Source organism: Brevibacterium sp. CFH 10365 (assembly GCF_009299785.1).
GTDB classification, from domain to species: domain Bacteria; phylum Actinomycetota; class Actinomycetes; order Actinomycetales; family Brevibacteriaceae; genus Brevibacterium; species Brevibacterium limosum.
Genome location: NZ_VIGO01000002.1, coordinates 487,439 through 512,160, shown reverse-complemented (window position 1 = coordinate 512,160; position 24,722 = coordinate 487,439). Strand labels below are relative to the sequence as shown.

The window sequence follows — 24,722 nt, the reverse complement described above, 5'->3', positions numbered from 1 at the left end:
GCAATATCGTTTACATTGAGCCGGTTTCGATCTACGCTGGACTCATGACTATTGGAGAACTGCAGTTAACTGAGAACGAGAGAGTCGGGCGTGAGGTTGCGGCGTGGATGACGCGGTACAACCTGCGGCAAGCAGACATTGCTGAGATCCTTGGGTTTGCCCAGCGAAATGTGTCGAAGCGGATCCGTGGCGAGATGCCATTTCGAATCGATGAGCTGCTCGCCATTGCCCGGTACATGGGCATCTCACTTTCGCAGCTGCTCGGTGAGGAGATTGTGAATGAGAAGAACCCCCAGCCAGTTGAACTGACTGAGGGTTCTGCCACCTTGGTGGCGGGGGGAGGATTTGAACCTCCGACCTCCGGGTTATGAGCCCGGCGAGCTACCGAACTGCTCCACCCCGCGGCGTGTTCTTAACTTTACACGAGGGGTCACCGCACGGCCAAACCGAATACAGGTGACCTCCGCCACATGGTCACTTGCCGTTCACCTGCAGGGGTTGCATGTGGTTGAAAGTTGAACTATAGTCATTCTTGTACTTCAAATTTCAACCAAAAGGAGAAATCATGACTGCTCTGCCTCAGGGACTCGCCGCCGGAACCTGGAACATCGACCCCATCCACTCGGAGTTCACCTTCACCGCTCGCCACGCGGGTGTCTCGAAGGTCCGCGGCCACTTCGAGGAGATCGCCGGCAGCGTGGACGTCGGTGAGACTCTCGAAGACAGCACGGTGTCTGCCGAAGCCTCCGCGGACTCGATCAGCACCCGCAACGAACAGCGCGACGGCCACCTCAAGAGCGGTGACTTCTTCCTGGCCGAAGATCACCCGAAGCTGAGCTTCAAGTCGACCGCGATCAAGGCCGACGCCGCTGATGAGTTCGAGACCGTCGGCGAGCTGACGATGCGCGGCGTGACCAAGGAAGTCGCCTTCGCAACCGAATTCGCCGGTGTCGCCACCGACCCGAACGGCAACCAGGTCGCCGGTCTCTCGGCCACCGCCACGGTCAACCGCAAGGACTTCGGAATGTCCTTCGAGGCCGTCCTCGGCGGAGGAGAGCTCCTCGTTTCCGACAAGATCAAGATCGAACTCGAACTCGAACTCGTCAAGGCCTGATCTGCACTGAGGCAGTTTCTGCCTGAACGGCGACAGCGCCGTCAGGCGGCCAGACTCAGCCGGCAGTGTCACTGCCCGATACAGAAGGGGCGAACCGCATCAGCGGTTCGCCCCTTCGTCGGTCCCTGCTCAGAGGAACCAGCACAGGCTGCATCGCTGCGGCCTCATCTCTCCCGGCGGTGAGCCCGTCAGCCGATCATGGCCGCTGCCGCAGAGCGTCCGGGCTCTCGCGCAGATGCCCTCCGAGGGCGATGAGCAGCTGTGCGCCCGAGTCCACGTCGGCGACCGATTTGCAGAACGAATACCGGATCGAGGACCGATAGGCCTCGTAGGCCGAGCTGCCCGGCCTGCACAGCGCTGGAACGGGGATTCCGACCATACCGAACTTCCTAGCCAGAAGAGCATTGAGCTCGAAGGCATCGAGATCCGTCAGCGCAGAGAAATCCACCACTGTGAAGTAGCCGGCCTGCGGGGTCGACATACCCGCGCCGGGCACTGTGCGACAGGCGGACACGAGCACCTCCGCACGCGCCCGCAGAGAAGCCCGATTCTCTGCGACGAACTGCGAATCGCCAGTGAGCATATCGGCCATGCCGATCTGCATCGGACCACCGGCTGTGAACGACAGGAACTGCTTGACCGTCTGAATGGCCTGCCGCACCTCGGAGGCGGCGATGACCCAGCCGATCTTCCACCCCGTGGCGTTCCAGGATTTGCCCGCCGAGGAGACCGTGACGACACGTGCGGAATCCCCGATCGCCACGGCGGGAGGAACATGCCCCTGATCGGTGAGGACGAGCTGTTCGTAGACCTCATCGGAGAGCACCCAGGCGTCGACCCCCGCGGCAGCACGACCGATCCGGGCGAGGTCAGTGCCGGAGAAGACGAAGCCGGTGGGATTGTGTGGGGTGTTGACGAGGAAGATCGCAGGATCGACCTCGGCGACCACCCGATCGAAGGCCTCCCAATCCGGGGCGAAGCCTCCGTGCCCATCGGGCAGGATCGGGACCGTGTGCAGCGCACCGCCTGCAGCGGCGATCGCCGCAGGATAGGAATCGTAGAACGGTTCGAATGCGACGAGGGAGCCGCCGCGCGGCAGCAGAGCCAAGATCGCGGCCGTCAGACCTTCTGTGGCACCCGCGGTGTAGAGCACCTCCTCCGGGGCCACCTGCTGACCGAAATCCCGACCGCGCTGGGCAGCCACTGCCTCGAGCAGTCGCGGGAAACCCTGACCGGGGGCGTACTGGTTGAAACCGGCCCGCATCGCCTCGGCGGTGGCGGCGATGAGGTCCTCCGGCGGTTCGGTGCCCGGAGCACCCTGACCGAGGTTGACGGCACCGACCTCCGCAGCGAACTTCGTCATCTGCCCGTAGATCGTCTCACCGATCGACCCGTCAGGGTTCGTCAGACCTGCGGAGTCGGCCATCGCATGCCACAGCGGGGCCCTCATGATGTCCGGCATCACGACACCTCCGCAGGAGCGACCCGGCCGAGCCGATCGAGAGCGGCCTCATGGAGTCGTGAATTGCTGGCCAAGGCATTGCCGCCGAAGGGACCGGGGACACCGGCCGTGTTCGTGAAGGTGCCTCCGGCTTCGAGGACGATGGGCACGAGCGCGCCCATATCGTAGAGCGCGAGTTCGGGTTCGCAGGCGAGGTCGACCGCACCCTCGGCCAGCAGCATATACGAGTAGAAGTCGCCGTATCCGCGTGTGCGCCACAGCGTATCGCAGAGGCCGAGGAACTCATCGAGGATCCCGAGTTCCTTCCAGCCCGACAGCGACGAATACGACAGTGAGGCGTCGGCGAGGGCATCGACCGACGACACGGTGATGCGTTCGACCGGGGAACCGAGTTCTGTCGCGAAGGCGCCCTGACCCGATTCCGCCCACCACCGGCGCCCGAGCGCTGGAGCGGAGACCACACCGAGCAGCGGCCGGTCGCCGTCGTAGAGGGAGATCAGCGTCGCCCAGACGGGCACTCCGCGGACGAAGTTCTTCGTCCCGTCGATGGGATCGATGATCCACCGTCGCGATGAGTCCCCATGTGCCCCGAATTCCTCCCCGAGCACGCTGTCATCGGGTCGGACCTCGGTGAGGCGGCCCATGATCGTCTTCTCCACCGCACGGTCGCATTCGGTGACCGGGGTGAGATCGGGTTTGGTTTCGACGGAGAAGTCCTGTGCTCGAAAGTGCGGGTGGCTGATGGCATCGGCGAGATCGGCGAGTTCGATCGCCAAGTCGAGGTCTTTCATGCCTCCAGCCTATCCAGTCGAGGGCAGCAGCCGGCGCAGGGACTCCAGCCGTGAGACTCCTCCGGGCCCGGCTCTGCCGTCGGCCACCCACTCATCGAGGCGGCAGCCGGGGGAGTCGGCGAGGTGCGTGCATCCGCGGGGGCAGCCGGCCGTGGCGGCGACGAGTTCCGGGAAGGCCGAGAGCAGGGTCTCCCGATCCACATGGGCCAGGCCGAAGCTCCGAACGCCCGGAGTGTCGATGAGCCATCCGCCGCGCTCCAAGGGCAGGCACACGGCAGAGGAAGAGGTGTGACGTCCGCGGCCGGTGACGTCGTTGACCTGGCCGGTGGCGCGGTCGGCGGCGGGAACGAGGACGTTGGTCAGCGTGGACTTGCCCACCCCGGAATGGCCCACGAGGACGCTGATGCGTCCTCGGAGGCGTTCGGCCACCTCGGCGTGGGGTTCTGCCTCGTCCCGGGCCGCGTCGTTCTCGGCGACTGTCGTATCGGTCGGCTCAGCATCGGGATCGATGGAGGACTCGACGATGTCGATCCCGGACGCGGAGAAGCGTTCCTTCAGTTCCGTCGCCGGCCGCAGATCGGTCTTCGTGACGATGAGCAGGGGAGTGATCCCCGCATCGAAAGCCGCGACGAGAGCACGGTCGATGAGGCCGAACGAGGGTTCGGGGTCGATCGTGGCCGTGACGATGCCCATGACATCGACATTGGCCACGAGGACGCGCTCGGTCGGGTCGGTGTCATCGGCGCTGCGGCGCAGCAGGGTCTGCCGTTCGGTGATCTCGACCAACCTGGCGAGAGTGCCCTCCGCACCCGAGGTGTCGCCGACGAGGCGGACGATGTCGCCGGGCACGATCGCCTGTCTGCGCAGGTGCGAGGCTCGCACAGCGGTCACCGAGGTGGCCCCGCGAGACCGTTTCCCCTTCCTCCGAGCCGGGGGAGTCGACGGGAAGTTCCCGTCGTCAACGGCGAGGATGACGCGGTAGCGGCCCCGATCGACCGCGGTGACCAAGCCGGACGCAGCGTCCTTGTGGTCGGGGCGGTTCTTCGTCCGGGGACGTGATCCGCGTCGGTTCGGCCGGGGACGGTAGTCCTCGTCGCGAAAGATCTTCGCCATATCAGGCTCCGGGGGTGAGCATGTCTTCCCACAGCTGGGTGAAGTCCGGCAGGGTCTTGGCCACGGTGCCGGCGTTCTCGATGACCATTCCGCTGTTGCGCAGGGCGAGGACGGCACCCGCCATGACCATGCGGTGGTCGTGGTAGGTGTGCCACAGCGCCGGGCGAAGCTGGGTGGTGCCGGTGATCGTCAGCGCCTCGGCATGCTCGACGACATCGACGCCGATGGCACCGTACTCTCTGGTCAGAGCCGCCAGGCGATCGGTTTCGTGCCCGCGCAGGTGTCCGATCCCGCGCAGCTGCGAAGTGCCTTCGGCCAGCGCCGCGAGGGCCGAGACCACGGGGGTGAGCTCGCCGACGGCCGACAGGTCGAGATCGACCGCTGTGAGCCTCTCCGGTCCCTGCACATGCAGTCCGTCCCGGTCGAGGCGCACCGTCGCTCCGAAGGCCTCGGCGATGTCGCGGAAGCCGTCGCCGGCCTGGGTCGTGTGCACGGGCCAGTCGGCGATGGTCACGGAACCGCCGGTGGCAAGGGCGGCTGCGGCGAAGGCGGCGGCGTTGGAGAGGTCGGGTTCGACCTGGACGTCGAGTCCGCGCGGCAGTCCGGGTTCGACGATCCAGTGTTCGGGCTCGGGTTCGCTGATGTCGACGCCGGCGTCCCGGAGGACTTCGATCGTCATATCCACATGCATCCGACTGGGCACCGTGTCGGCAGTATTCGTCAGTTCGAGGCCCAAGGGCATGACGGGTGCGGCGAGCAGCAGACCGGAGACGAACTGGCTGGAGGCGCTGGCATCGATGCCGAGATGGCCGCCGCGCAGCTGCGAGTCGGCATGGATCGTCATCGGCAGCGTACCCTCGGCAGACGTGATCGATGCACCGAGTTCCCGCAGAGAATCGATCGTCACCGACATCGGCCGCACTCGGGCCTGCTCGTCCCCGTCGAGGACGACTTCACGCCCGGTGAGCGCGGCGAGCGGAGGGATGAAGCGCATCACGGTTCCGGCGAGACCGCAGTCGATGGTGATCGGAGACGAATCCCGCACAGCACCGTCTGCGGGCACATCCGAACCGGTGAAGGGGATCGGCTCGATATGGAGCACATCGCCGTCCTCGTCGATCACGGCACCGAGGCGGCGCAGGGCTTCGACCATGAGCAGGGTATCGCGGCTGCGCAGCCATCCCTTGAGGTCGGAGTCTGAACGGGCCAGCGCTGCCAGGATGAGATACCGGTTCGTCAGAGACTTGGAACCGGGAACGGAGACAGTGGCAGAGACAGCGGAACCGGCGACCGGCGCCTGCCAGTCGCCGGTCACCGGGGGAGTGTGCGTGGAGATGTCAGTCAACTCCGAGCGCGCTCAGAGCCTGCTTCGAGGTGTCCTCGACACTCGACCAGAGGTCTTCGGCTGCGTGTTGGGTGCGCCACCACAGACCGGGACGTCCTGCGGTGTCGACGGCAGCGAGCAGGGCGCCGCCGAGCATCGAGGTGCGCAGCACGGTGCGTTCGTTGCGGGCCTGCTTCTCCTCCTTCGACGTCGCCTTGTCGGCAGACAGACGTTCACCGACAGTGTCGAGCAGGTAGGTGCCGACGAGGATCGAAGCGCTGAGGCGCGGGAAGCGGCCGATGGCCAGCAGCGAACCGGCGGCGACCTGGGCCACTCCGGTGGCACGGGCGAGAGTCACTGCGTCGACGGGGACATCGACCTGTTTGCGGGCTTGGTTGAGGAGCGGGCCGACGGATGCGGCCGCTGCCTCCGGCTTGCGCAGTCGGTCGACGCCGTTGAGGATGTAGCCGGCGGCCAGCATGGGCCGTGCGATAAGACGAATGGGAGACACAGTGGTCCTTCCTACGTGGCGGTCATCTCACTGGCAAGCATAACTGCTGCGGCGGGAATAGTGGGACGCCAGTCCGATGTTGTACCGGGTGAAGCCATTCGACGGGTGCAGACGGGTGCATCCGTCGCGAAGTCGACAGGCAGAAGGAGAAGTCTATGAGCGCCACTGCCGTCCTGGAGAGAACGGGCGTACCATTGACTGCGATGACCGAATCAGTCAAAGAAGTCCCCGAAACCGAGGCCGAGAGGTCGGCTCGTTTCGAGCGGGATGCTCTGGAATATGTCAATCAGCTCTACGCGGCTGCTCTGCGCATGACCCGCAATCCGGCCGACGCCGAGGATCTCGTCCAGGAAGCCTATGCGAAGGCCTATGCGGCCTTCCACCAATACAAGCCCGGAACCAACCTCAAGGCGTGGCTGTACAGGATCCTGACGAACACCTTCATCAACAACTATCGCAAGAAGCAGCGCCAGCCGAAGGAACACGGCAGCGAGGACATCGAGGACTGGCAGATCGCGCAGGCGAACAGCCACTCGTCCTCTGACGGGCGTTCCGCCGAACTCGAAGCCCTCGACCACCTTCCCGACACCGACGTCAAGGAGGCGCTCTCGGCGCTGCCCGAAGACTTCCGCATGGTCGTCTACTATGCCGATGTCGAAGGCCTGCCGTACAAGGAGATCGCCGAGATCATGGAGACGCCGATCGGCACGGTGATGTCGCGACTGCACCGGGGGCGTCGACAGCTGCGGGAGATGCTGGCCGATTACGCTGCCGAACGCGGTTTCGTGGATACCGAGGGAGGTGCGAAATGAGCAACGAAGGATGCTGCGAAAGCGTCAGGGCCGAGTCTCTGACGCGCATCTACCACTACCTCGACGGAGAGCTGACGACGACGGAGATCCGTGAGATCTCTATCCACCTCGAACAGTGCCCGTCGTGTCACGACGAGTACGAGATCGAAGCGCTGCTGAAGGAACTCGTACGACGGTCATGCAGTCACGATCGGGCACCGATGGGCTTGCGCGAGAAGATCCGGCAGCGGATCGCTCTCGAACAGAACTCCTGACCGGAGACCCGGACCCACCACGGGAACACCGGACACAACGAAGGCGGGAAGAGAATCGAATCTCTTCCCGCCTTCGTCATTCACTGAGCGAATCAGCGAATCATGCGTTTGGACGCTTGCCGTGGTTTGCTTTCTTACGGCGGCGATCGCGACGCTTACGGCCACGCTTGCTCATTGTGCCCTCCTTTGATAGACGGTTAATTGTCTCATGATCGCCCGAGCAGAGCAAAGTCGGACCTGGTCACAGACCTTGCCGAAACGGCTCGAGGAGATGGTGCGCTCGCGCGCCGTGGATGGTTGCTCGGCTGTTCGCGCAGACGCTGCTCAGCTGTCGCCGAGGACGTCCTGGACCCCCAGCCAGTTGAACCAGCCGCGGTGCAGGACCAGCCAGGCCAGCAGACCGTAGCCTTCCTGCCCTGGCAGATGGTTCCGTGACGAGGCGACCTCACGCTGCCATACGGGATGACCGAGGAGCGGAGTGAAGGTGTCGACGTAGGTGATACCGCGCCTCTTGGCCACATCGGAGAAGCTGGCATTGAGCTCGGCGATGCGACGATTGCGGTCCCCGTCGTGCTCCGGCGGTGGGCCGAGCACGAAGGTCGAGACCTTCCGGGCCAAGGCCTCGTCGAGGATGTTGGCCACATCGAGGCGAGCCCGGGCCACCGAACGACCCGAATCGAGATCCCCGGAGCCCAGAGCCAGCACCAGACGATTGTCTCCGTCGGGAGTGAACCGCAGAGACGCCTCGGCGATGGTGCGTGCATGGAGCCCGGCGGTGTCCTCAGCCGGCACCGCCAGCGGATACACCTTGAGCTCCGGCACGCTCGGCAGAGTCCTCGCCGTCACCCGACCGACCCACCCGAGACCACGGCCATCGCCGTGGCCGGCGACCAAAGGGCCTCCGACCACGGCGATGGTTGTGGTGATGTCGCTGCTCACCGGCTGAAGACCCGGTCGACGAGTTCCTTCTGCTGCACATCGTGGAAGTGCTTGAGCCCGGTCGAGGTGGCTGCAGAGGCTGCACGGGAGATGACCTTGACCTCACGGCCGCCGAGGAGCTCGGGCAGATGCAGGGCCATGAACGGCCATGCACCCTGGTTCTCCGGCTCTTCCTGAGCCCAGACAATCTCGGCATCGGCCGGGAAGCGGTCGAGCACGGCGGTGATTCCTGCCTCGTCGAGCGGGTAGAGCTGCTCGAGGCGGACGAGAGCCATCTTCGTGTCGTCGTCCTTCTCGCGCTTGGCCTTGAGCTCCCAATAGAGCTTGCCGGAGACGAGGACGACGCGCTCGACCTGCGAGGCATCGACATCCGTATCGTCGATGACGGCCTGGAACTTGCCCGAAGTGAATTCCTCCGGCGAATTCGCCGCGGCCTTGAGGCGCAGCATCGACTTCGGGGTGAAGACGATGAGCGGACGCTTGTTCGTCGTCGTGGCGTGGCGACGCAGCAGGTGGAAGTACGAGGCGCCCGAGGACGGATAGGCGACCGTCATATTGTTCTCCGCGCACAGCTGCAGGTAACGCTCGATGCGGCCCGACGAGTGGTCAGGTCCCTGCCCCTCATAGCCGTGGGGAAGGAGCATGACGACACCGGAGTTCTGCTGCCACTTCTGCTCGGAGGAGGAGATGAACTCGTCGATGACCGTCTGCGCACCCTGTGCGAAGTCGCCGAACTGAGCCTCCCACGCCACGAGGGCGTCCTTGCGCTGCACGGAGTAACCGTATTCGAAGCCGACGGCTGCGTACTCGCTGAGCAGGGAGTCGTAGACCCAGAAGCGGGCCTGATCTTCAGTGAGGTTCTGCAGGGGGGTCCACTCGTTGCCGTTGGTCGAGTCGATGAGCACCGAGTGGCGTTGGACGAAGGTTCCGCGGCGGGAGTCCTGGCCGGCCAGACGCACCGGCACGCCGTCCATAAGCAGCGATCCGAAGGCCAGCAGCTCGGCGAAGCCCCAGTCGATTCCGCCCGACAGCGACATCTCCTTGCGCTTCTCGAGCAGCGCCCGCAGCTTCTTGTGAACCGTGAAGTCTTCGGGAATCTCGGTGAAGGCCTCGCCGATGCGCTGGAGCATCTCGGGGCTGATGGCCGTCTCGGCATCGTTGAAGGTCTCTATATCGCTGGGCTCGTAGGGAGCGTTGAACGCTTCTCCGTCGTAGGGGCCGGTCTCGGCCTCCTTGGTCTCGGCGAAGGCCGATTCCAGCTTCGACTGGTAGTCCTTGAGCGCCTCGGCGGCCTCTTCGTCGGTGATGCACTTCCTGCCCACCAGCGATTCGGTGTAGAGCTTGCGCACCGAGCCCTTCTTCTCGATGAGCGAGTACATCGTCGGCTGGGTCATCGACGGATCGTCGCCCTCGTTGTGGCCGCGGCGGCGGTAGCACACGAGGTCGATGACGACGTCCCGGTTGAATTCCTGGCGGTATTCGAAGGCCAGGCGAGCGGCCCGGACAACGGCCTCGGGATCATCGCCGTTGACGTGGAAGATCGGGGCGTTGATCGACTTGGCCACGTCCGTGCAGTAGAACGAGGACCGCGCCGAGGCGGGGGGAGTGGTGAATCCGACCTGGTTGTTGATGATCACGTGGACGGTGCCGCCGGTGCGGTAGCCGCGCAGCTCGGAGAGGTTGAGCGTCTCGGTGACCACGCCCTGACCGGCGAATGCGGCATCCCCGTGGACGAGGACCGGCAGCACGGTGAAGCCGGACTCGCCCTGGTCGACGAGGTCCTGCTTGGCGCGGACGATGCCTTCGAGGATCGGGTCGACGGTCTCGAGGTGGCTGGGATTGGCCGCGACGTAGACGCCGGTGGTGTTCCCCGACGGCGAGGTGAAGGAGCCCTCGGTGCCGAGGTGGTACTTGACGTCGCCGGAGCCCTGCACGCTGTCGGGCGACATCGTGCCGTCGAACTCACGGAAGATCTGCGCATAGGACTTGCCGGCGATGTTCGTGAGCACGTTGAGACGACCCCGGTGGGCCATGCCGATGGCGACCTCGTCGAGACCGGTGTCGGCGGATTGGTTGAGGATCTCGTCGAGCAGGACGATCGCGGACTCGCCGCCTTCGAGACTGAAGCGCTTCTGGCCGATGTACTTCGTCTGGAGGAAGGTCTCGAAGGCCTCAGCAGCGTTGAGACGTCCGAGGATGTGTCCCTGCTCGGAGCGGGTCAGCTCCTGGTGGGGCACCTCGATCTTCGACTGGAACCAGCGGCGCTGGACCGGGTCGGCGATGTGCATGTATTCGAAGCCCGTGGTGCGGCAGTAGCTCTCACGCAGCAGTCCGAGGATGTTGCGGAAGGGCATCATCGGCTTCGAGCCGAAGCCGCCGGTGGGGAACTCGCGTTCGAGATCCCACAGGGTCAGACCGTGCTGGTTGATGTCGAGGTCCGGATGGGACCGCTGCCGGTAGACGAGGGGATCGATATTGGCCATGAGGTGGCCGCGCGTGCGGTAGGCGTCGATGAGTTCGATGACGCGCGCAGTCTTGTTGACGTCGTCCTGGTCCTCTGCGGAGACGTCGGGAACCCAGCGCACGGGTTCATAGGGCAGGCGCAGGGATTCGAAGACATCGTCGTAGAAGCCGTCTTCGCCCAGCAGGTAGCTGTGCACGAGCTTGAGGAACTCACCCGAGCCGGCGCCCTGGATCACGCGGTGATCGTAGGTCGAGGTCAGGGTCAGCACCTTGGACACGGCCAGGGAATTGATGGTCTGCTGGCTGGCGCCCTGGAACTCGGCAGGGTAGTCGAGCGCGCCGACGCCGATGATGCAGCCCTGACCCTTGGTCAGACGCGGCACGGAGTGGACTGTGCCGATTCCGCCGGGGTTGGTCAGCGAGACCGAGGTGCCGGCGAAGTCGTCGGCGGTGAGCTTGCCCTGGCGCGCCTTGTCGACGAGACCGTCGTAGGCATCGACGAACTGGCGGAAGGTCAGTGTTTCGGCCTTCTTGACATTGGGCACCAGCAGAGTGCGGGATCCGTCCTTCTTCGGCACGTCGATGGCGAGACCGAAGTTGATATGGGCGGGCGAGATCATCACGGGCTTGCCGTCGCGGACGTCGTAGGAGACATTCTGCGAGGGGAAGTTCCGGAGGGCGCGGATCACGGCGAAGCCGATGAGGTGGGTGAAGGAGACCTTTCCACCGCGGGTGCGCTTGAGGTGCGAGTTGATGACGATCCGGTTGTCGATGAGCGCCTTGGCAGGCAGTGCCCGGACCGAGGTGGCGGTCGGGACTTCGAGCGACTCATCCATGTTCTTGGCGATGAGCTTCGCAGGGCCGCGCAGGGGAGTGATCGTCTCCTCCGGTGCGGGCTTCGGTGCGGTCTCCTTCGGGGTGACCTTCGGCACGGACTTGGTCTCGGCCTTCAGCGTCTCGGATTCAGCCGAGGACGGGGTGACCCCGCGTGAGGTCGCCGGCGCCGCAGCGGGGGCAGAGGCCTTGGCATCCGATTTCTTCGCAGCCGGCTTCGCCTCCTGCTTGGCAGCGGGCTCGGCAGCGGACTGAGCGCCTCCGCCGTTCTTCTCGTACTTGTCGAAGAAGGGCCACCAGGACTGGTCGACCGAATTCTTATCTGACTTGTACTGCTCATACAATTCCTCGACCAGCCACTCATTCGACCCGAAGTCTTCAACGGTGCGGTTCGGAGTATTGACGGACACGGCGTTGATCGCCTACTTCCTGATTCAAGACTTGCTGCTTAACGACATCTCCAAGCCTAACGTGATGTGCCATCGAATGTGCAGTTAAGGGACAATAGTGTTATGCGTTTCATCTCAAATGACCCGAACAACGATCTCACCTACTCCGATGTCTTCCTCGTGCCGAATTCTTCGGCGCTGACGTCGCGCTTCGACGTCGACCTCACCGCAACCGATCCGACCGGGTCGACGACCCCGCTCGTCGCGGCGAATATGACCGCCGTGTCCGGTCGTCGGATGGCGGAGACGATGGCACGTCGCGGGGGTCTGGCGGTGCTGCCCCAGGACATCCCGCTGACCGCGGCCGAGGAGACCATCGCCTGGGTGAAGAGCCGCGACCGGATCTTCGAATCCGCACTTCGCTTCGCGCCCGAGGACACGGTGCTCAACGCTCTGCACGTGCTCGCCAAGCGTCCCCACGGCTTCGGTGTCGTCGTCGACTCCGCGGGACGCCTCGAGGGAATCATCAATGCCGCAGATCTGCGCGGCGTCGACCGCTTCACTTCGGTGGCGGAGCTGTCGGACTCCTCACCCCATGTCATCCGCGCCTCCGAGGTCGACTGGGAGGACGCTGCACAGCTGGAGTCGCTCTTCGAGTCGATGACCGAATCACGTGCGGAATTCGCCGCCGTCGTCGACGATGAGGACACGGTGCTCGGCAGCCTGACTCCGAACTCGCTGCTGCGCTCGTCCATCTATACGCCCAATGTCGATGATCAGGGACGGCTGAAGATCGCCGTGGCCATCGGCGTCAACGGCGCCGCGGTCGAACGCGCCACGGCTCTGGTCGAGGCCGGCGCCGATGTCCTCGTCGTCGATACCGCCCACGGCCACCAGGTGAAGATGCTCGACACGCTCTCGGCGATCGCCGATGCCGAGCTCGGGGTGCCGATCGTGGCCGGAAACGTCGTCACCGCCGAAGGGGTCCGCGACCTCGTCGCCGCCGGTGCTCAGATCGTCAAGGTCGGGGTCGGTCCGGGAGCGATGTGCACGACCCGGATGATGACCGCAGTCGGTCGTCCGCAGTTCTCCGCAGTGCTCGAATGCGCCGAGGCGGCTCGCGAGCTGGGTGCCCATGTGTGGGCCGACGGCGGAGTCCGCTACCCCCGCGACGTGGCCCTGGCGCTGGCGGCCGGAGCCTCGCAGGTCATGGTCGGATCCTGGTTCGCCGGCACTCATGAATCCCCCGGCGACCTGCTCGTCGACGGCGAGGGCCGGAAATTCAAGGAGAGCTTCGGAATGGCTTCGGCTCGGGCCGTGGCCAACCGGACCCGCACCGAGTCGGCATTCGCGCGGGCACGTAAGGGACTGTTCGAAGAAGGCATCTCTTCGTCGACCATGTACATCGACCCTGAATCTCCTGGGGTCGAGGACCTGCTCGACGGCATCACGTCGGGTGTGCGCAGCTCCTGCACCTACGCCGGAGCCGGTGATCTCGCGGAGTTCGCGCGCCTGGCCGCTGTCGGAGTCCAGAGCGCTGCCGGCTACGAAGAGGGCCGACCGCTGTCGGGAAGTTGGTAAGATCTCCTCATGCACAGTGACAGTCCCGGCCGGCGGGAAGCCGGCACCCCAGATGATGACCCTCACCCCGCGAGGGTCTCACACTTCACCTGCTCTGCTCTGCAGATCGCGAACGGCGGGGACAGTCACTGATGGAATGGATACTCCTCGCCCTCGCGCTGCTGCTCATCCTCGGCACCGGAGTCTTCGTCGCAGCCGAGTTCTCACTGCTGACTCTCGACCGCCATACCGCCGATAAGGCGGTCGAGGAGGGCGTCGTCGGCGCGAAGACGCTGCGGCGCTCGATGACCCACCTGTCCACCCAGCTCTCGGCGGCGCAGGTGGGCATCACGATCACCACACTGCTGACCGGTTACCTCATGGAGCCGTCCTTGGGCAGACTGTTGGCGCCGCTGTTCGAAGCCTGGGGCGTCGGTCCCGGCCTCGCCGCACCGATGGCGCTGACCATCGCCCTCATCGTGTCCACCGTGGGATCGATGATCTTCGGTGAACTCGTGCCGAAGAACCTCGCCATCGCCGTGCCCCTGGCGACCGGCCGCATCGCAGCTCCGATGCAGTACGCGTTCTCGATCGTCTTCAAACCCGTTATCGTGGTCCTCAACGGCACAGCGAACAAGATCCTCATGTCGATGGGCATCGAACCGCAGGAAGAGGGCTCGGTGGGCCGTTCTCCGGAGGAGCTGACCTCTCTCGTGCGCCACTCCGCCGAAGAAGGCGTGCTCGACGAACAGACGGCAGGTCTGCTGGAGAGGACCCTGAGTTTCTCCGAGCGCACCGCAGAAGACGTCATGACCCCGCGCACACGCATGTCCACAGTGGACAAGGACACCACGGCCCGACAGATCATCGAACAGGCCCGGGACACCGGATTCTCCCGTTTCCCCGTGGCCGCGGAGGACAAAGACCACATCGTCGGCGTCGTCCACGTCAAACAGGCCTTCGCCGTGCCTCCGGGCAACCGCGACGACGCCTACGCAGGAGGACTGATGACCGAGGTCCGTGAGATCCCGGAGACTCAGCGTCTCGATCCGCTCCTCTTGGAGCTGCGAGCCACCGGCCTGCAGATGGCTGTGGTCGTCGATGAGTTCGGCGGCACCGCCGGAGTCGTCACCCTCGAAGATGTCGTCGAAGAGCTCGTGGGTGAGGTCGCCGACGAACACGATCGGATGCGTGTCGCGGCGAGACCGGCACGCGACGGCTCCTGGATCGTGCCGGGTCAGCTGCGACCCGATGAGATCTCGTCGACGATCGGCGTGACCATCCCGGAGGACTCGGACTACGAGACTCTTGCCGGCTTCGTGCTCAAGGAACTCGGACGGATTCCCGAACCGGGTGATGAAGTCCGCACCGAGGATGCCCTCATCGTGGTCGAGCGGATGCACGGCCGGCGCATCGAACGCCTCCGGGTGGTGCTCCGCGCCGCCGATGCGGGAGCCTTTGAAGCAGGAGGTGAGACCCGATGAGCGCCGATTGGTTCGGACTGGTCTGGCTGGTCGTTCTGCTGCTGGGCAACTCGTTCTTCGTCGCCGCCGAATTCGCGGTGGTCGCGGCCAAACGCTCACAGATCGAACCGCGTGCGGCCGAAGGCTCTGCAGCGGCGAAGACAGCCCTCTACGCGATGGAGCACGTATCACTGATGCTGGCGATCTGCCAGCTCGGCATCACCGTGTGCTCCCTGCTCCTGGGCAACGTGGCCGAACCTGCCATCCATCATCTGCTCGCCGGTCCGCTCGAGGGTCTGGGCATCCCTGCGGGACTGTCCTCGACGATCTCCTTCGTCCTGGCACTCGGCGTCGTGACCTACCTGCACGTGGTGATCGGTGAGATGGTGCCGAAGAACCTGGCTCTGGCGGCATCCGGTCAGGCAGTGATGCTGCTGGCGACACCGCTGGTGTTCCTGGCCAGAGTCTTCGGCTTCGTCATCCGTCCGCTCAACGGACTGGCCAATGGGATCCTCCATCTGTTCAAGGTGGAGGCTCGCGACGAAGTCAACGAGGCCTTCACGATCGAGCAGGTCGAATCGATCGTGGCGGAGTCGAAGCGCGAGGGACTGCTCAGCGACGACACCGGACTGCTCAAGGGCGCCATCGAGTTCAGCGACAAGACCGCGGCCGACATCATGGTCCCGATGTCCGAGCTGATCACGATCTCGGACAAGGTGACCCCGAACGAGCTCGTGACCCTGGTCGGAAAGACCGGTTTCTCTCGGTACTTCGTCGTCGGTGACGACGGGTATCCGCAGGACTATCTCCACATCAAGGATGTTCTCTACGCCGATACCGATGAGGCCTTCGACGCTCCTGTGCAGAGCAAGCGCTTCCGCCCGCTGTTCACGGTCACTGCCGATGACGAGGTCGAAGAGGCTCTGGCACAGATGCAGAAGGTGGGAATCCACGTCGCCCGCGTCATCGACTCGCAGGCACAGGTGCTCGGCCTGCTGTTCCTCGAAGACGTGCTCGAAGAGCTCGTCGGCGAGGTCCAGGATGCGATGCAGCGGGGTCGATTCGACTTCCGCAGCTGAGCATTCTCCATCGGCCGAGCCGCCCGGCTCACTTGATCGCAGCGACGGCGGCCCCCTGTCAGAGGCAGGGGGCCGCCGTCGCGCGGCTGTGCCTGCGCAGGTCGGGGAGGACGCCGTGCGACGGGGAGTCCCTGGCGTAATCGAATGTGTAACGGATGGTAACGAAACAGTGATTCAGAACGCCTGGAGTAGGGCAGCTGTAGTGATCCGTAATCAGTCATCTTCAGCGAATGACCTGGTCACACGCTGTGTATGAACTGAAGGTGACATTCTGTAACGATGTCGTTATAGTGTTGTGACATAAGCTTTCGGTTGCCCGGTGCAGGGCCTCCAACACACAATCTTCACCAACAGTATGGAGCACTATGTCGAGTGAGCTCTCGACCGACGAGGCGCCGCCGGTTCGCCGACGTGATCTGCGCAAGCAGAACGCCTCCTCGCAGGTTTCGACCATCACCTCTTCGCGGCCCGTGACATCGCAGTCGCCGCGTAGCGCATCCGCCGCCCTCTCGCCCCGTCGTGCGGCCATGGCCGCGGAGGCCCGCGCCGCCGCGGGTTCACCGCGGCGAGCCGCGATGACCGAAGAGGCTTCGCGGCCGCTGACTCCCGCGGGACACACCTCGACGCTGGCCGCGGCCCGGCTCGGCACCCGCGGCTCGGACGGTTCGCTGCTGCGCTCGGTCCGTCGTCGCCAGGTCACGACCTTCTCCGCTCTGGCCACCGTCTCGGTCACCGGTACCGCCATCGCCGCTGTGATGGTCGCCGGAAACATGAGCGGCAACCAGGAAGTCAAGGTCGATGAGACCGCCGCTCAGTCCGAGCCGCGCGCGATCAACGCCGAATCGGTCTCCGCTGACATCAAGGTCGACGATGACGACAAGACCTCGATGACCATCGGCGCCCCGAGCGCCAAGCAGACCAAGGTCGACGCCGCGTCCCGTGCGATCACGAAGACCGTTCTGCCCGGCTGTGACGAGGCGGCGCCGAAAGGCGATGCAGGCAACGGCGAACTGCCCGACGAGTGGCTGTGCGAGATCGGCGTGGGCAACCACAAGCTGCGCTCCGACGCGGCCGTGTCGTTCGCGAAGATGAACGCCGCGTTCAAGAAGGACACCGGGAAGGATCTCGCGGTCACCGACTCCTACCGGTCGCTGGAATCGCAGGTCTCGGTCGCCGCTCGCAAACCCGGCTTCGCAGCCCGCCCCGGAACCTCGAACCACGGTTGGGGACTGGCGTTGGACCTCGGTGCCGGAACGCAGAACGGAACCGGTCAGCAGTACGAATGGCTCGTTGCCAACGCCGACAAGTACGGGTGGGAGAACCCGGACTGGGCCAAGCGGAACTCCTATGAGCTCTGGCACTGGGAATACGTCCCCGGACGCAAGGCCATGAAAGGCGCCTGATCCTCCCGAACACGGCTGACCACAGCCCCCACGAGACCGCGTGCAATCCTGCGAGGACTGCACGCGGTCTCGTTTTGGTCGGCGGTGTCCGACGGTGATAGGGTTGCATCCGTTGCCCGCGTAGCTCAGTGGATAGAGCGTCTGCCTCCGGAGCAGAAGGTCGTAGGTTCGAATCCTGTCGCGGGCACCACCACCGCCCATCTCAACTGCTGAGGTGGGCGGTTCTGCATTCGCGGCCCGAGTGGTCGGCGCCGCAGACAGGATCTAAGGTAGTCGGAGACGAGACCCGAACCGTGATTTGAGGCATGCGATGTCGAAACCTGCTGATGAGCCCGGCTGGACGAGCGCGGGCGATGACGACATCGTCCTCCGGGCGCAGGGCCTGCGCAAGAGCTTCGGCCGCGGCGATACAGCAGTCGATGCGCTCGACGACATCAGCGTCGACTTCGAATCGGGGCGCTTCACCGCCATCATGGGCCCGTCCGGCTCCGGAAAGTCCACGTTCATGCATGTCCTCGCCGGCCTCGACCGCGTCGACTCGGGGTCGATCATCATGCGCGGCAGGGATATCACCCGGCTCAACGACCGTCAGCTGACTCAGCTGCGCCGTGACCGGGTCGGCTTCATCTTCCAAGCCTTCAATCTCGTGCCGACGCTCAGCGCAGAGCAGAACATCGAGCTGCCGGTGTCTCTGGCCAGAAAGAAGATCGATCGCGAGTGGAAGGCAGAAGTCGTCGAACGGCTCGAACTCGGTGATCGTCTCCAGCATCGACCGCATGAGCTCTCCGGCGGTCAGCAGCAGCGAGTCGCCGTGGCCAGGGCCCTGCTGACTCGACCGGACGTCATCTTCGCCGACGAGCCCACCGGAAACCTCGACTCGCATGCCGGGGCCGAGGTTCTCTCGCTTCTGGGGCGTGCCACGACTCTCTACGGTCAGACGATCATCATGGTCACTCACGATCCCGTGGCGGCCTCCCACGCCGGTCGGGTCGTTCTCCTCAAGGACGGGCGTGCCACCGGTGAAGTCCATCAGCCGACCCGAGAGAGCGTGGTCACGGCGCTGAGTGAACTGAGTTCTCTGTGATCGCAGTCGCCCTCGCGCAGATTCGGATCCACTGGGCCCGGTTCCTCGCAATCGGCCTCGGCATCGCCTTGGCGGCGGGATTCGTCGCGACGACCCTGATCATCAACTCCTCGCTGCAGGACAGCCTCGAACACGCCGTCGGCCGCTCATTCGAGAAAGCCGACCTCACCGTCATCCCGGACAGAGACGTCTTCGTCGGCGGAGACGAGGCCGCCCCGCTGCTCACGCCCCTTGCCGAAGTCGAGGGCGTGAAGACCGCGTCTCTGTCGGCGCGCACCGTGAGCACGGGGCGGGGTGCCGCGTTCTCCGAAAGCTCCTTCGCACTGTCTCCGGTGTCTGCCGATGAGCGACTCGACACTTTCGACATGGTCTCCGGCCAGCGACCGGAAGCGACGACCGACCTCGTGCTGGACACCCGCACGGCGAGGGATCTCAACGTCGGAACCGGTGATGAGATCCGCTTCACCGTGGATGCGGTCCCGGTGGAGAGCGGGAACGATGACATGCCCATCTATCGGGGTCCGAGTCAGAGCAGTGTCACCTTCTCGGTCGTCGGAATCGCCGAAATGGGCCAGGACCCGGCACTGCCGGGGGCCACTCGGGCGCTGACGACGGCGTCGGGCTATCAGGAGTACTTCGCCCAGCAGGGTGACGTCATCGCCATCCAGATCGCCCTCGATGACGGCGCGGATCCGGAGACGGTGCGTGCTCAGCTGCAGAAGGTCATCGACGGTTCGGAACTGCACGGCAGCCTCGAAGCACTTGCCGTGGACGACGCCGTGAAGGCGAAGACCGACCGGCTCTCCGGCGGCAACGCCGTCGTCACCGGAATTCTGCTCGTATTCGCCGGGATCTCCGTCATCGTGGCCATCCTCGTCGTCTCCAACACCTTCTCCGTCATCGTCGCCGGTCGCCGCCGCGAATTCGCCCTGCTGCGCTGCCTCGGCGCCACCCGTGTGCAGATGTACGGCTCCGTCGTGGCCGAGGGACTCTTCGTCGGAGTCCTCGGATCAGTCTTCGGCGTCCTCGCCGGGGTCGCGATCAGCCGCGGACTCATAGCCGCAGCCGTGCGCTACTGGCCGGAGGAGTTCCCCTACGACACGCTCACCGTTCCCGTCTCCGCCTTGGTCAGCGGCGTCGTCGTCGGTGCCCTGCTGACGATCGTGGCGACCATCCGCCCGGCCCGCAGCGCCATTGCGGTGACGCCGCTCGAAGCGCTCCAGCCCTTCGACGTCTCTATCTCACCCAGGACCCGCGCTCGACCGCGCCACCTCGTGGGCCTGGGCTTCATCGGTGCGGGCATCGTCCTCGTCATCGTCTCCGTCTATGCGGTGTCGACGACGCAGTTCTGGATCCTCGGCGGAGCGCTGGGCGGTGGACTCGTCGTCACCGGACTGGTCATCAGCTCGGCGAAGATCATCCCGCCCGTCGTCGCGTGGACGGGGGAGGTGCTGTTCAGCCCCTGGGGTGTGCCCGGACAGCTGGCGACCCTGAACACTCTGCGCAATCCGCGGCGCACCGCGGCCACGGCCACGGCTCTGATCATCGGTGTGACCCTGGTGGCGACGATCCTCGTGGGCGGGATGTCGACGAAGGCGACCCTCAGCCACGGACTCGACCAGCGCTATCCCGTCGACATCTCCGTGCCGCTGTCGGGACTCGTCGACGATGGCGAACTCGATGACGTGCGCGAGATCCCCGGTGTGTCCACCGCGGTCATCGCCCACCGCGCCGAGGCGGTCGAGGAGTTCAAGGGCTCCCGACCCGAGGTCTTCGTCCTCGACCCGGACAGTGCCGAGACCGTGCTCGGGGACGCAGCCGCCGATATCGTCTCCGGTCGGGTCACCGTTCCCGAGGACTATCCCGACCCGACTGTGCGCGTGAGAGGACTCACCGAGATGAGCGTTCCCGTGTACAGGGACGGGCTCTCCAGTCTCGCCTTCTTCACCACCCCGGAGATCGGCAACGACCTCGGCATCTCGGCAACGACGACGGCCGTGCTCGTTCGCCTCGATGAGGACGTCGACGTCGACGAGATCACACGCATCCGCCAGTCAGTGGCCGAAGCGCTCGACGTCTCCAGCGAAGAGGTCGGCGGCTCCGCCGTCGCTCGGGGCGCCTATTCCGAACTCATCGACGTCATGCTCGCCGGAGCCGTGGCCCTGCTCTTCGTCTCCGTGGTCATCGCGCTGATCGGAGTCTCGAACACGGTCAGCCTCTCCGTCATCGAACGTCGGAGGGAGAACGCACTCATGCGGGCGCTGGGGCTGAGCATCTCGCAGCTGCGGTCCCTGCTGGCACTCGAGGCGGTGCTCATCTCGTCGGTGGCCGCACTCTTCGGCCTCGTCCTCGGCGGAGCCCTGGGAATCGTCGGCACGCGGCTGGTCACCCATGACTACTCCAGCGACCTCATCGTCGACTTCTCCGCCCCGTCCTTCCTCGGCATCCTCGGCGTGGCGGTCATCGCCGGCATCCTCTCCGCTCTGGCACCGGCCAGGCGAGCATCTCGACTCTCGCCCGTCGAGGGCCTCAAACTCGACTTCTGATCCGCCCCGGCCACCGGCCGCCGGGTCGGTGTCTGATAGGAAAGACCTCATGAACTCCGCGCGCATCCGCATTCTGATCGTCCTCGGAATCATCATCGCCGCGTTCAATCTGCGCCCCGGAGTCACCGGGCTCTCACCGCTGCTCGACGCCATGGGCGAAGAGATCCATCTGAGCGCGGTGTTCCTCGCGGTCATCGGCATGCTGCCGCCGCTGCTCTACGGCCTCAGCGGGTTCCTCACCCCGCGACTCTACGCCCGCTTCTCCGGACTCGGCCTCACCCTGGCCGCGATGCTGATGGTCACGATCGGTCTGGGGGTGCGCGCGGTCATCGATTCGCCGGCTCTGTTCCTCGCCCTCAGCGTGCTCGCCCTGTTGGGCATGGGCATCGGCAATGTCGTCCTCCCGCCCCTGGTGAAATCGTATTTCCCCGACCGCGTGGCGCTCATGTCGACCGTGCACGTCGGGCTGCTTCAGTTCGGCACGTTCATCCCGCCGCTGGTCGCGGTGCCTCTCGCCGGCGGTGTGGGATGGAGAGGCTCGCTGCTCGTGTGGGCCGGATTCGCCGCTCTGGGCGTGATCGCCTGGGTCATCATCCGCATCGTCAGGCCCGCACCGGCCACCGAGGTGGCCGCCGCCGTGGTCGGCGGCAGCGAGCTCTCCCGTCTGCTGCGCAGCCGACGTGCGTGGGCGCTGATGACGATGACGGGACTGACCTCGTTCAACAACTTCATCCTCTTCACCTGGCTGCCGAGCCTGCTGACCCGCTCCGGCTTCGATGCGGCCTTCGCCGGAGCGATGCTGGCCTTGGTCACCGCCATCCCGCTCGTCCTCGGTTTCGTCCTGCCGGCTCTGACACAGAAGATGAGCTCGGCGTATCGCATCGTCGTCGGCTTCTGCCTCAGCCTGGCCGTGGGCTACCTGGGTCTGTGGCTGCTGCCGACCGCGGCTCCGGTCCTGTGGACTGTGCTGCTGGGCATCGGCATCTCCACGTTCCCGCTCGCCCTGACGCTGATTACTCTGCGCGCACGGGACGCTGAGGCGGCGGCTTCACTGTCCGGTTTCGTCCAGGGCGGCGGGTACCTCCTGGCGGCCACAGGGCCGCTGCTCTTCGCCTTCCTGATCCAGAGCTTCGACACCATGTGGCCGGCATTCGCCGTGGTGCTCGCCTCGGTGGTCGTCAAGTTCCTCGTCAGCCATGCCGCCTGCCGTCCCGGCGCGATCTGAGCCAGAGCGGCATCCGTCTCGTCATGAGAGCGAAGATGACATCGGATTCGTCCTCGCCGTCCGGCCCCGAGTACTCTGTTCGAGTGACTCCCGAAGACCTGCAGACTGCACTCGCGCGCGCCTTGGCGACGTCCGAAGCCGGTCTTGTTGCACCGGGATTCGCCGCACACATCGACGTTTCTCCGCCGACTCGATCCGAACTCGGCGACTGGTCGACGCCCGTGGCGCTGCGTGCCGCCGCCGCACCCGAGCGGAGAACCGAGCTCGCCGCGCACCTGTGCACCGAGCTGCGCACCCTTCCCGAGGTGGCCGATGCAGACATCGCCGGTCCCGGGTTCGTCAACGTGACCCTCACCCCTGCCGCCCGTGCTCTCGTGGCCTTCGACCTCGCCGCGGCAGCACCGGGAGCCGGGGGAGCGGAACAGGACGGGAACCGGTTCCGAGCACTGCTCGCCGCTCCGGACCCGGGAACGGCTCACAGCTCGGCAGAGCCGCACCTCCTCGACGGACGCAACGCTCATGTCGATCCGGCCGCACTATATGCCCTCCAACGCGGGCATGCCGCCGCCTGCCGCGAACAGCGACGAGCCCACCGCGCGGGAATCTCGACCGACGCCGCCGCTGCCTCGACGCTCGAACACCCGGACGAGACCCGGATGCTCATCGCCGTGGCAGCAGTGCCGTCATCGCTGGAACGGTCGAGCCGCCTCGGCGAAGTCGATCCCTTCCTCACCGCCCTCCTCGAACTCGGCGAGGCGGTCGAGGAGTTCCTCGACCGTTGTGCGGTCACCCCGACGGTCGATGAGGACATCACCGTCATCCATTCATCCCGGCTCCTCGCTCTGAGAGCCGTCATCATCGTCCTCGCCGCAGGACTGAGACAATTGGGCGCTTCGGCCCCGGAGAGGATCTGATGCCCGCACATATCGCAGGGACGCTGCACGCGACCCCGGCCCCGGTGTGGCTGCCGTATCCCGACGACGTCAATGCGCTGCTGCCGAGCCTGTGGTCGGACAACGTCACGAAGACCGACGACGGAGTGCTCACGATCGCCGGTCATTCCGTGATCGACCTGGCCGAGCAGTACGGCACCCCGACTCTCGTCATGGACGTCGAGGACTTCCGCACTCGGGCCGAGACCTACCTGAGCACGTTCTCCCATGCATTCTCCGTCGAGAAGGGACTCGCCGGAGCCGACGTCTTCTACGCCGGCAAGGCCTTCCTGTGCACGGCGGTGGCCCGTTGGGTGCACGCAGCCGGACTCGGCCTCGACACCTGCTCCTTGGGCGAGATGATGATCGCCCGCACCGCCGGAGTCCCCGGCGATCGCGTCGGCCTGCACGGAAACAGCAAATCCGCCGCAGAGCTCGAATACGCCCTCGACTACGGCGTGGCCCGGATCTTCGTCGACAGCGTCGATGAGATCGCACGTCTGGAATCCATCGCCGCTGCCAGAGGCACGGTCGCACCCGTCATGCTGCGAGTCACGGTCGGAGTCGAAGCGCACACTCACGACTTCATCGCCACGGCACACGAAGACCAGAAGTTCGGCCTCTCCCTCGCTGATGGGACCGCTGCCCGGGCCGCCCGGCTGGCCGCCGAATCCGAGCATCTGCGCCTCGACGGCCTCCACTCGCACATCGGCTCGCAGATCTTCGACATCTCCGGCTTCCAAGTCGCCGCGGCCCGTGTGCTGGCCTTCCGTGCCGAAGTCATGGGCGAACACGGCATCGACCTGCCCGACGTCGACCTCGGCGGCGGCTTCGGCATCCGCTACACCTCGCAGGACACCCCGATCCCGGTGGCGGAGATGGCCGAGGAACTTGCGGCCGTCGTGGCCAAGGAATGCCGGGGACTGGGCACGAGCGTCCCCCGGATCTCCATCGAACCCGGACGCGCCATCGTCTCCCCGACGGTGTTCACACTCTACGAGGTCGGCACCGTCAAACAGGTGAGCACCGACAGCGGCACCCGCACCTACGTCGCCGTCGACGGCGGAATGAGCGACAACATCCGCACCGCACTCTACGATGCAGACTATTCGTGCACTCTGGCGAACCGGAACTCGGCCGCAGAACCGGCGATCGTGCGGGTCGTGGGCAAACACTGCGAATCCGGCGACATCATCGTCCGCGACGAATACATGGGTGCCGACGTCACCGCCGGAGACCTCGTCGCCGTTCCGACCACGGGTGCATACTGCCGGTCGCTGGCGAACAACTACAACCACCTGCCCCGGCCGGGAGTGCTCGCCGTCGAGGCCGATAGAGTTGAGTGGATCGTGACCCCCGAGGACCACACACAGATGTTCGCCACCGACCCGGGGATGGCCGGGGGAGGACAGCCAAGCTGATGA

21 protein-coding genes and 2 tRNA genes are annotated in these 24,722 nt (G+C 65.4%); 14 read left to right on the top strand and 9 right to left on the bottom strand.

What is annotated here, in order from left to right; translation table 11 throughout:
- Window positions 1–44: 44 nt before the first annotated feature.
- Window positions 45–371, top strand: coding sequence for a helix-turn-helix domain-containing protein (locus FHG09_RS20335; protein ID WP_098731027.1), 327 nt, complete (start codon window positions 45–47; stop codon window positions 369–371).
- Here the strand turns inward: FHG09_RS20335 and FHG09_RS05805 are convergent.
- Window positions 328–404, bottom strand: a tRNA-Met gene (locus tag FHG09_RS05805). The two genes, FHG09_RS20335 and FHG09_RS05805, sit on opposite strands and share 44 nt — an antisense overlap.
- Before the next feature lie 161 nt (window positions 405–565).
- On the opposite strand from FHG09_RS05805, the gene FHG09_RS05800 reads away from it, so the two are divergent.
- Window positions 566–1,114, top strand: a complete 549-nt coding sequence (locus FHG09_RS05800) for a YceI family protein (protein WP_152346720.1) — start codon at window positions 566–568, stop codon at window positions 1,112–1,114.
- Between the two features lie 196 nt (window positions 1,115–1,310).
- Here the strand turns inward: FHG09_RS05800 and FHG09_RS05795 are convergent, their stop codons facing one another.
- The 5 genes from FHG09_RS05795 to FHG09_RS05775 are packed head-to-tail and all read right to left on the bottom strand — an operon-like array spanning window position 1,311 to window position 6,315.
- Window positions 1,311–2,576 carry an aminotransferase class I/II-fold pyridoxal phosphate-dependent enzyme gene (locus FHG09_RS05795; protein WP_152346719.1) on the bottom strand — a complete coding sequence of 422 codons (1,266 nt, stop codon included), beginning with the start codon at window positions 2,574–2,576 and terminating at the stop codon, window positions 1,311–1,313.
- A complete protein-coding gene (gene hisN / locus FHG09_RS05790) occupies window positions 2,576–3,367 on the bottom strand; it encodes a histidinol-phosphatase (RefSeq protein WP_152346718.1) in 792 nt (263 codons plus the stop codon). Before hisN ends, FHG09_RS05795 begins: the two co-directional genes overlap by 1 nt.
- A gap of 9 nt (window positions 3,368–3,376) precedes the next feature.
- Window positions 3,377–4,480: a ribosome small subunit-dependent GTPase A gene (gene rsgA / locus FHG09_RS05785; protein ID WP_152346717.1), complete on the bottom strand. Its 1,104-nt coding sequence runs from the start codon at window positions 4,478–4,480 to the stop codon at window positions 3,377–3,379.
- A 1-nt stretch (window position 4,481) separates the two neighbouring features.
- Complete coding sequence (gene aroA / locus FHG09_RS05780; RefSeq protein ID WP_319803245.1) at window positions 4,482–5,825, bottom strand: 3-phosphoshikimate 1-carboxyvinyltransferase; 1,344 nt, start codon at window positions 5,823–5,825, stop codon at window positions 4,482–4,484.
- On the bottom strand, window positions 5,818–6,315 hold the full coding sequence (locus FHG09_RS05775) for a DoxX family protein (RefSeq protein ID WP_152346716.1): 498 nt from the start codon (window positions 6,313–6,315) through the stop codon (window positions 5,818–5,820). Before FHG09_RS05775 ends, aroA begins: the two co-directional genes overlap by 8 nt.
- Before the next feature lie 155 nt (window positions 6,316–6,470).
- Here FHG09_RS05775 and FHG09_RS05770 point away from each other — a divergent pair, with 155 nt between their 5' ends.
- Together FHG09_RS05770 and rsrA are read left to right on the top strand one after the other, a co-directional pair.
- Window positions 6,471–7,127, top strand: a complete 657-nt coding sequence (locus FHG09_RS05770) for a sigma-70 family RNA polymerase sigma factor (protein WP_413773141.1) — start codon at window positions 6,471–6,473, stop codon at window positions 7,125–7,127.
- The gene (gene rsrA, locus FHG09_RS05765) at window positions 7,124–7,381 is read left to right on the top strand and encodes a mycothiol system anti-sigma-R factor (RefSeq protein ID WP_152346714.1); all 258 of its coding nucleotides are present in this window, start codon (window positions 7,124–7,126) and stop codon (window positions 7,379–7,381) included. The genes FHG09_RS05770 and rsrA overlap by 4 nt, the downstream gene beginning before the upstream one ends.
- A 100-nt stretch (window positions 7,382–7,481) precedes the next feature.
- On the opposite strand, the gene FHG09_RS20330 is transcribed toward rsrA, so the two are convergent.
- The 3 genes from FHG09_RS20330 to FHG09_RS05750 all read right to left on the bottom strand — a co-directional run bounded on the left by FHG09_RS20330 (window position 7,482) and on the right by FHG09_RS05750 (window position 12,027).
- Window positions 7,482–7,556: a 50S ribosomal protein bL37 gene (locus FHG09_RS20330; protein ID WP_098731028.1), complete on the bottom strand. Its 75-nt coding sequence runs from the start codon at window positions 7,554–7,556 to the stop codon at window positions 7,482–7,484.
- A 149-nt stretch (window positions 7,557–7,705) separates the two neighbouring features.
- Complete coding sequence (locus FHG09_RS05755; RefSeq protein ID WP_152346713.1) at window positions 7,706–8,320, bottom strand: GDSL-type esterase/lipase family protein; 615 nt, start codon at window positions 8,318–8,320, stop codon at window positions 7,706–7,708.
- Window positions 8,317–12,027, bottom strand: coding sequence for a multifunctional oxoglutarate decarboxylase/oxoglutarate dehydrogenase thiamine pyrophosphate-binding subunit/dihydrolipoyllysine-residue succinyltransferase subunit (locus tag FHG09_RS05750; protein ID WP_152346712.1), 3,711 nt, complete (start codon window positions 12,025–12,027; stop codon window positions 8,317–8,319). Before FHG09_RS05750 ends, FHG09_RS05755 begins: the two co-directional genes overlap by 4 nt.
- 102 nt (window positions 12,028–12,129) lie before the next feature.
- On the opposite strand from FHG09_RS05750, the gene FHG09_RS05745 reads away from it, so the two are divergent.
- From FHG09_RS05745 to lysA, 10 genes are all read left to right on the top strand, one after another.
- The gene (locus tag FHG09_RS05745) at window positions 12,130–13,587 is read left to right on the top strand and encodes a GuaB1 family IMP dehydrogenase-related protein (protein WP_152346711.1); all 1,458 of its coding nucleotides are present in this window, start codon (window positions 12,130–12,132) and stop codon (window positions 13,585–13,587) included.
- Window positions 13,588–13,718: 131 nt separating this feature from the next.
- Window positions 13,719–15,050, top strand: coding sequence for a hemolysin family protein (locus tag FHG09_RS05740; RefSeq protein WP_152346710.1), 1,332 nt, complete (start codon window positions 13,719–13,721; stop codon window positions 15,048–15,050).
- On the top strand, window positions 15,047–16,108 hold the full coding sequence (locus FHG09_RS05735; protein WP_152346709.1) for a hemolysin family protein: 1,062 nt from the start codon (window positions 15,047–15,049) through the stop codon (window positions 16,106–16,108). The genes FHG09_RS05740 and FHG09_RS05735 overlap by 4 nt, the downstream gene beginning before the upstream one ends.
- 365 nt (window positions 16,109–16,473) lie before the next feature.
- Window positions 16,474–17,511: a D-alanyl-D-alanine carboxypeptidase family protein gene (locus FHG09_RS05730; protein WP_152346708.1), complete on the top strand. Its 1,038-nt coding sequence runs from the start codon at window positions 16,474–16,476 to the stop codon at window positions 17,509–17,511.
- Between the two features lie 114 nt (window positions 17,512–17,625).
- Window positions 17,626–17,701 (top strand) — tRNA-Arg (locus FHG09_RS05725).
- Window positions 17,702–17,821: 120 nt separating this feature from the next.
- Window positions 17,822–18,595 carry an ABC transporter ATP-binding protein gene (locus tag FHG09_RS05720; RefSeq protein WP_152346707.1) on the top strand — a complete coding sequence of 258 codons (774 nt, stop codon included), beginning with the start codon at window positions 17,822–17,824 and terminating at the stop codon, window positions 18,593–18,595.
- Window positions 18,592–21,141 (top strand): ABC transporter permease, encoded by a 2,550-nt coding sequence (locus FHG09_RS05715; protein ID WP_152346706.1) that lies wholly within the window; start codon window positions 18,592–18,594, stop codon window positions 21,139–21,141. Before FHG09_RS05720 ends, FHG09_RS05715 begins: the two co-directional genes overlap by 4 nt.
- A 49-nt stretch (window positions 21,142–21,190) precedes the next feature.
- Window positions 21,191–22,366, top strand: a complete 1,176-nt coding sequence (locus tag FHG09_RS05710) for a CynX/NimT family MFS transporter (RefSeq protein ID WP_152346705.1) — start codon at window positions 21,191–21,193, stop codon at window positions 22,364–22,366.
- An 83-nt stretch (window positions 22,367–22,449) separates the two neighbouring features.
- Window positions 22,450–23,280 carry a DALR anticodon-binding domain-containing protein gene (locus FHG09_RS05705; protein ID WP_193627289.1) on the top strand — a complete coding sequence of 277 codons (831 nt, stop codon included), beginning with the start codon at window positions 22,450–22,452 and terminating at the stop codon, window positions 23,278–23,280.
- Window positions 23,280–24,719, top strand: coding sequence for a diaminopimelate decarboxylase (gene lysA / locus FHG09_RS05700; RefSeq protein WP_152346703.1), 1,440 nt, complete (start codon window positions 23,280–23,282; stop codon window positions 24,717–24,719). The genes FHG09_RS05705 and lysA overlap by 1 nt, the downstream gene beginning before the upstream one ends.
- Window positions 24,720–24,722: the final 3 nt, after the last annotated feature.

What these genes read in the sequence shown, in the direction of transcription:
- FHG09_RS20335 (WP_098731027.1), top strand. Translation starts at nt 45, where the DNA reads ATGACTATTGGAGAACTGCAGTTAACTGAGAACGAGAGAGTCGGGCGT.
- FHG09_RS05800 (WP_152346720.1), top strand. Translation starts at nt 566, where the DNA reads ATGACTGCTCTGCCTCAGGGACTCGCCGCCGGAACCTGGAACATCGAC.
- FHG09_RS05795 (WP_152346719.1), bottom strand. Translation starts at nt 2,576, where the DNA reads ATGCCGGACATCATGAGGGCCCCGCTGTGGCATGCGATGGCCGACTCC.
- hisN (WP_152346718.1), bottom strand. Translation starts at nt 3,367, where the DNA reads ATGAAAGACCTCGACTTGGCGATCGAACTCGCCGATCTCGCCGATGCC.
- rsgA (WP_152346717.1), bottom strand. Translation starts at nt 4,480, where the DNA reads ATGGCGAAGATCTTTCGCGACGAGGACTACCGTCCCCGGCCGAACCGA.
- FHG09_RS05770 (WP_413773141.1), top strand. Translation starts at nt 6,471, where the DNA reads ATGAGCGCCACTGCCGTCCTGGAGAGAACGGGCGTACCATTGACTGCG.
- rsrA (WP_152346714.1), top strand. Translation starts at nt 7,124, where the DNA reads ATGAGCAACGAAGGATGCTGCGAAAGCGTCAGGGCCGAGTCTCTGACG.
- FHG09_RS05745 (WP_152346711.1), top strand. Translation starts at nt 12,130, where the DNA reads ATGCGTTTCATCTCAAATGACCCGAACAACGATCTCACCTACTCCGAT.
- FHG09_RS05740 (WP_152346710.1), top strand. Translation starts at nt 13,719, where the DNA reads ATGGAATGGATACTCCTCGCCCTCGCGCTGCTGCTCATCCTCGGCACC.
- FHG09_RS05735 (WP_152346709.1), top strand. Translation starts at nt 15,047, where the DNA reads ATGAGCGCCGATTGGTTCGGACTGGTCTGGCTGGTCGTTCTGCTGCTG.
- FHG09_RS05730 (WP_152346708.1), top strand. Translation starts at nt 16,474, where the DNA reads ATGTCGAGTGAGCTCTCGACCGACGAGGCGCCGCCGGTTCGCCGACGT.
- FHG09_RS05720 (WP_152346707.1), top strand. Translation starts at nt 17,822, where the DNA reads ATGTCGAAACCTGCTGATGAGCCCGGCTGGACGAGCGCGGGCGATGAC.
- FHG09_RS05710 (WP_152346705.1), top strand. Translation starts at nt 21,191, where the DNA reads ATGAACTCCGCGCGCATCCGCATTCTGATCGTCCTCGGAATCATCATC.
- lysA (WP_152346703.1), top strand. Translation starts at nt 23,280, where the DNA reads ATGCCCGCACATATCGCAGGGACGCTGCACGCGACCCCGGCCCCGGTG.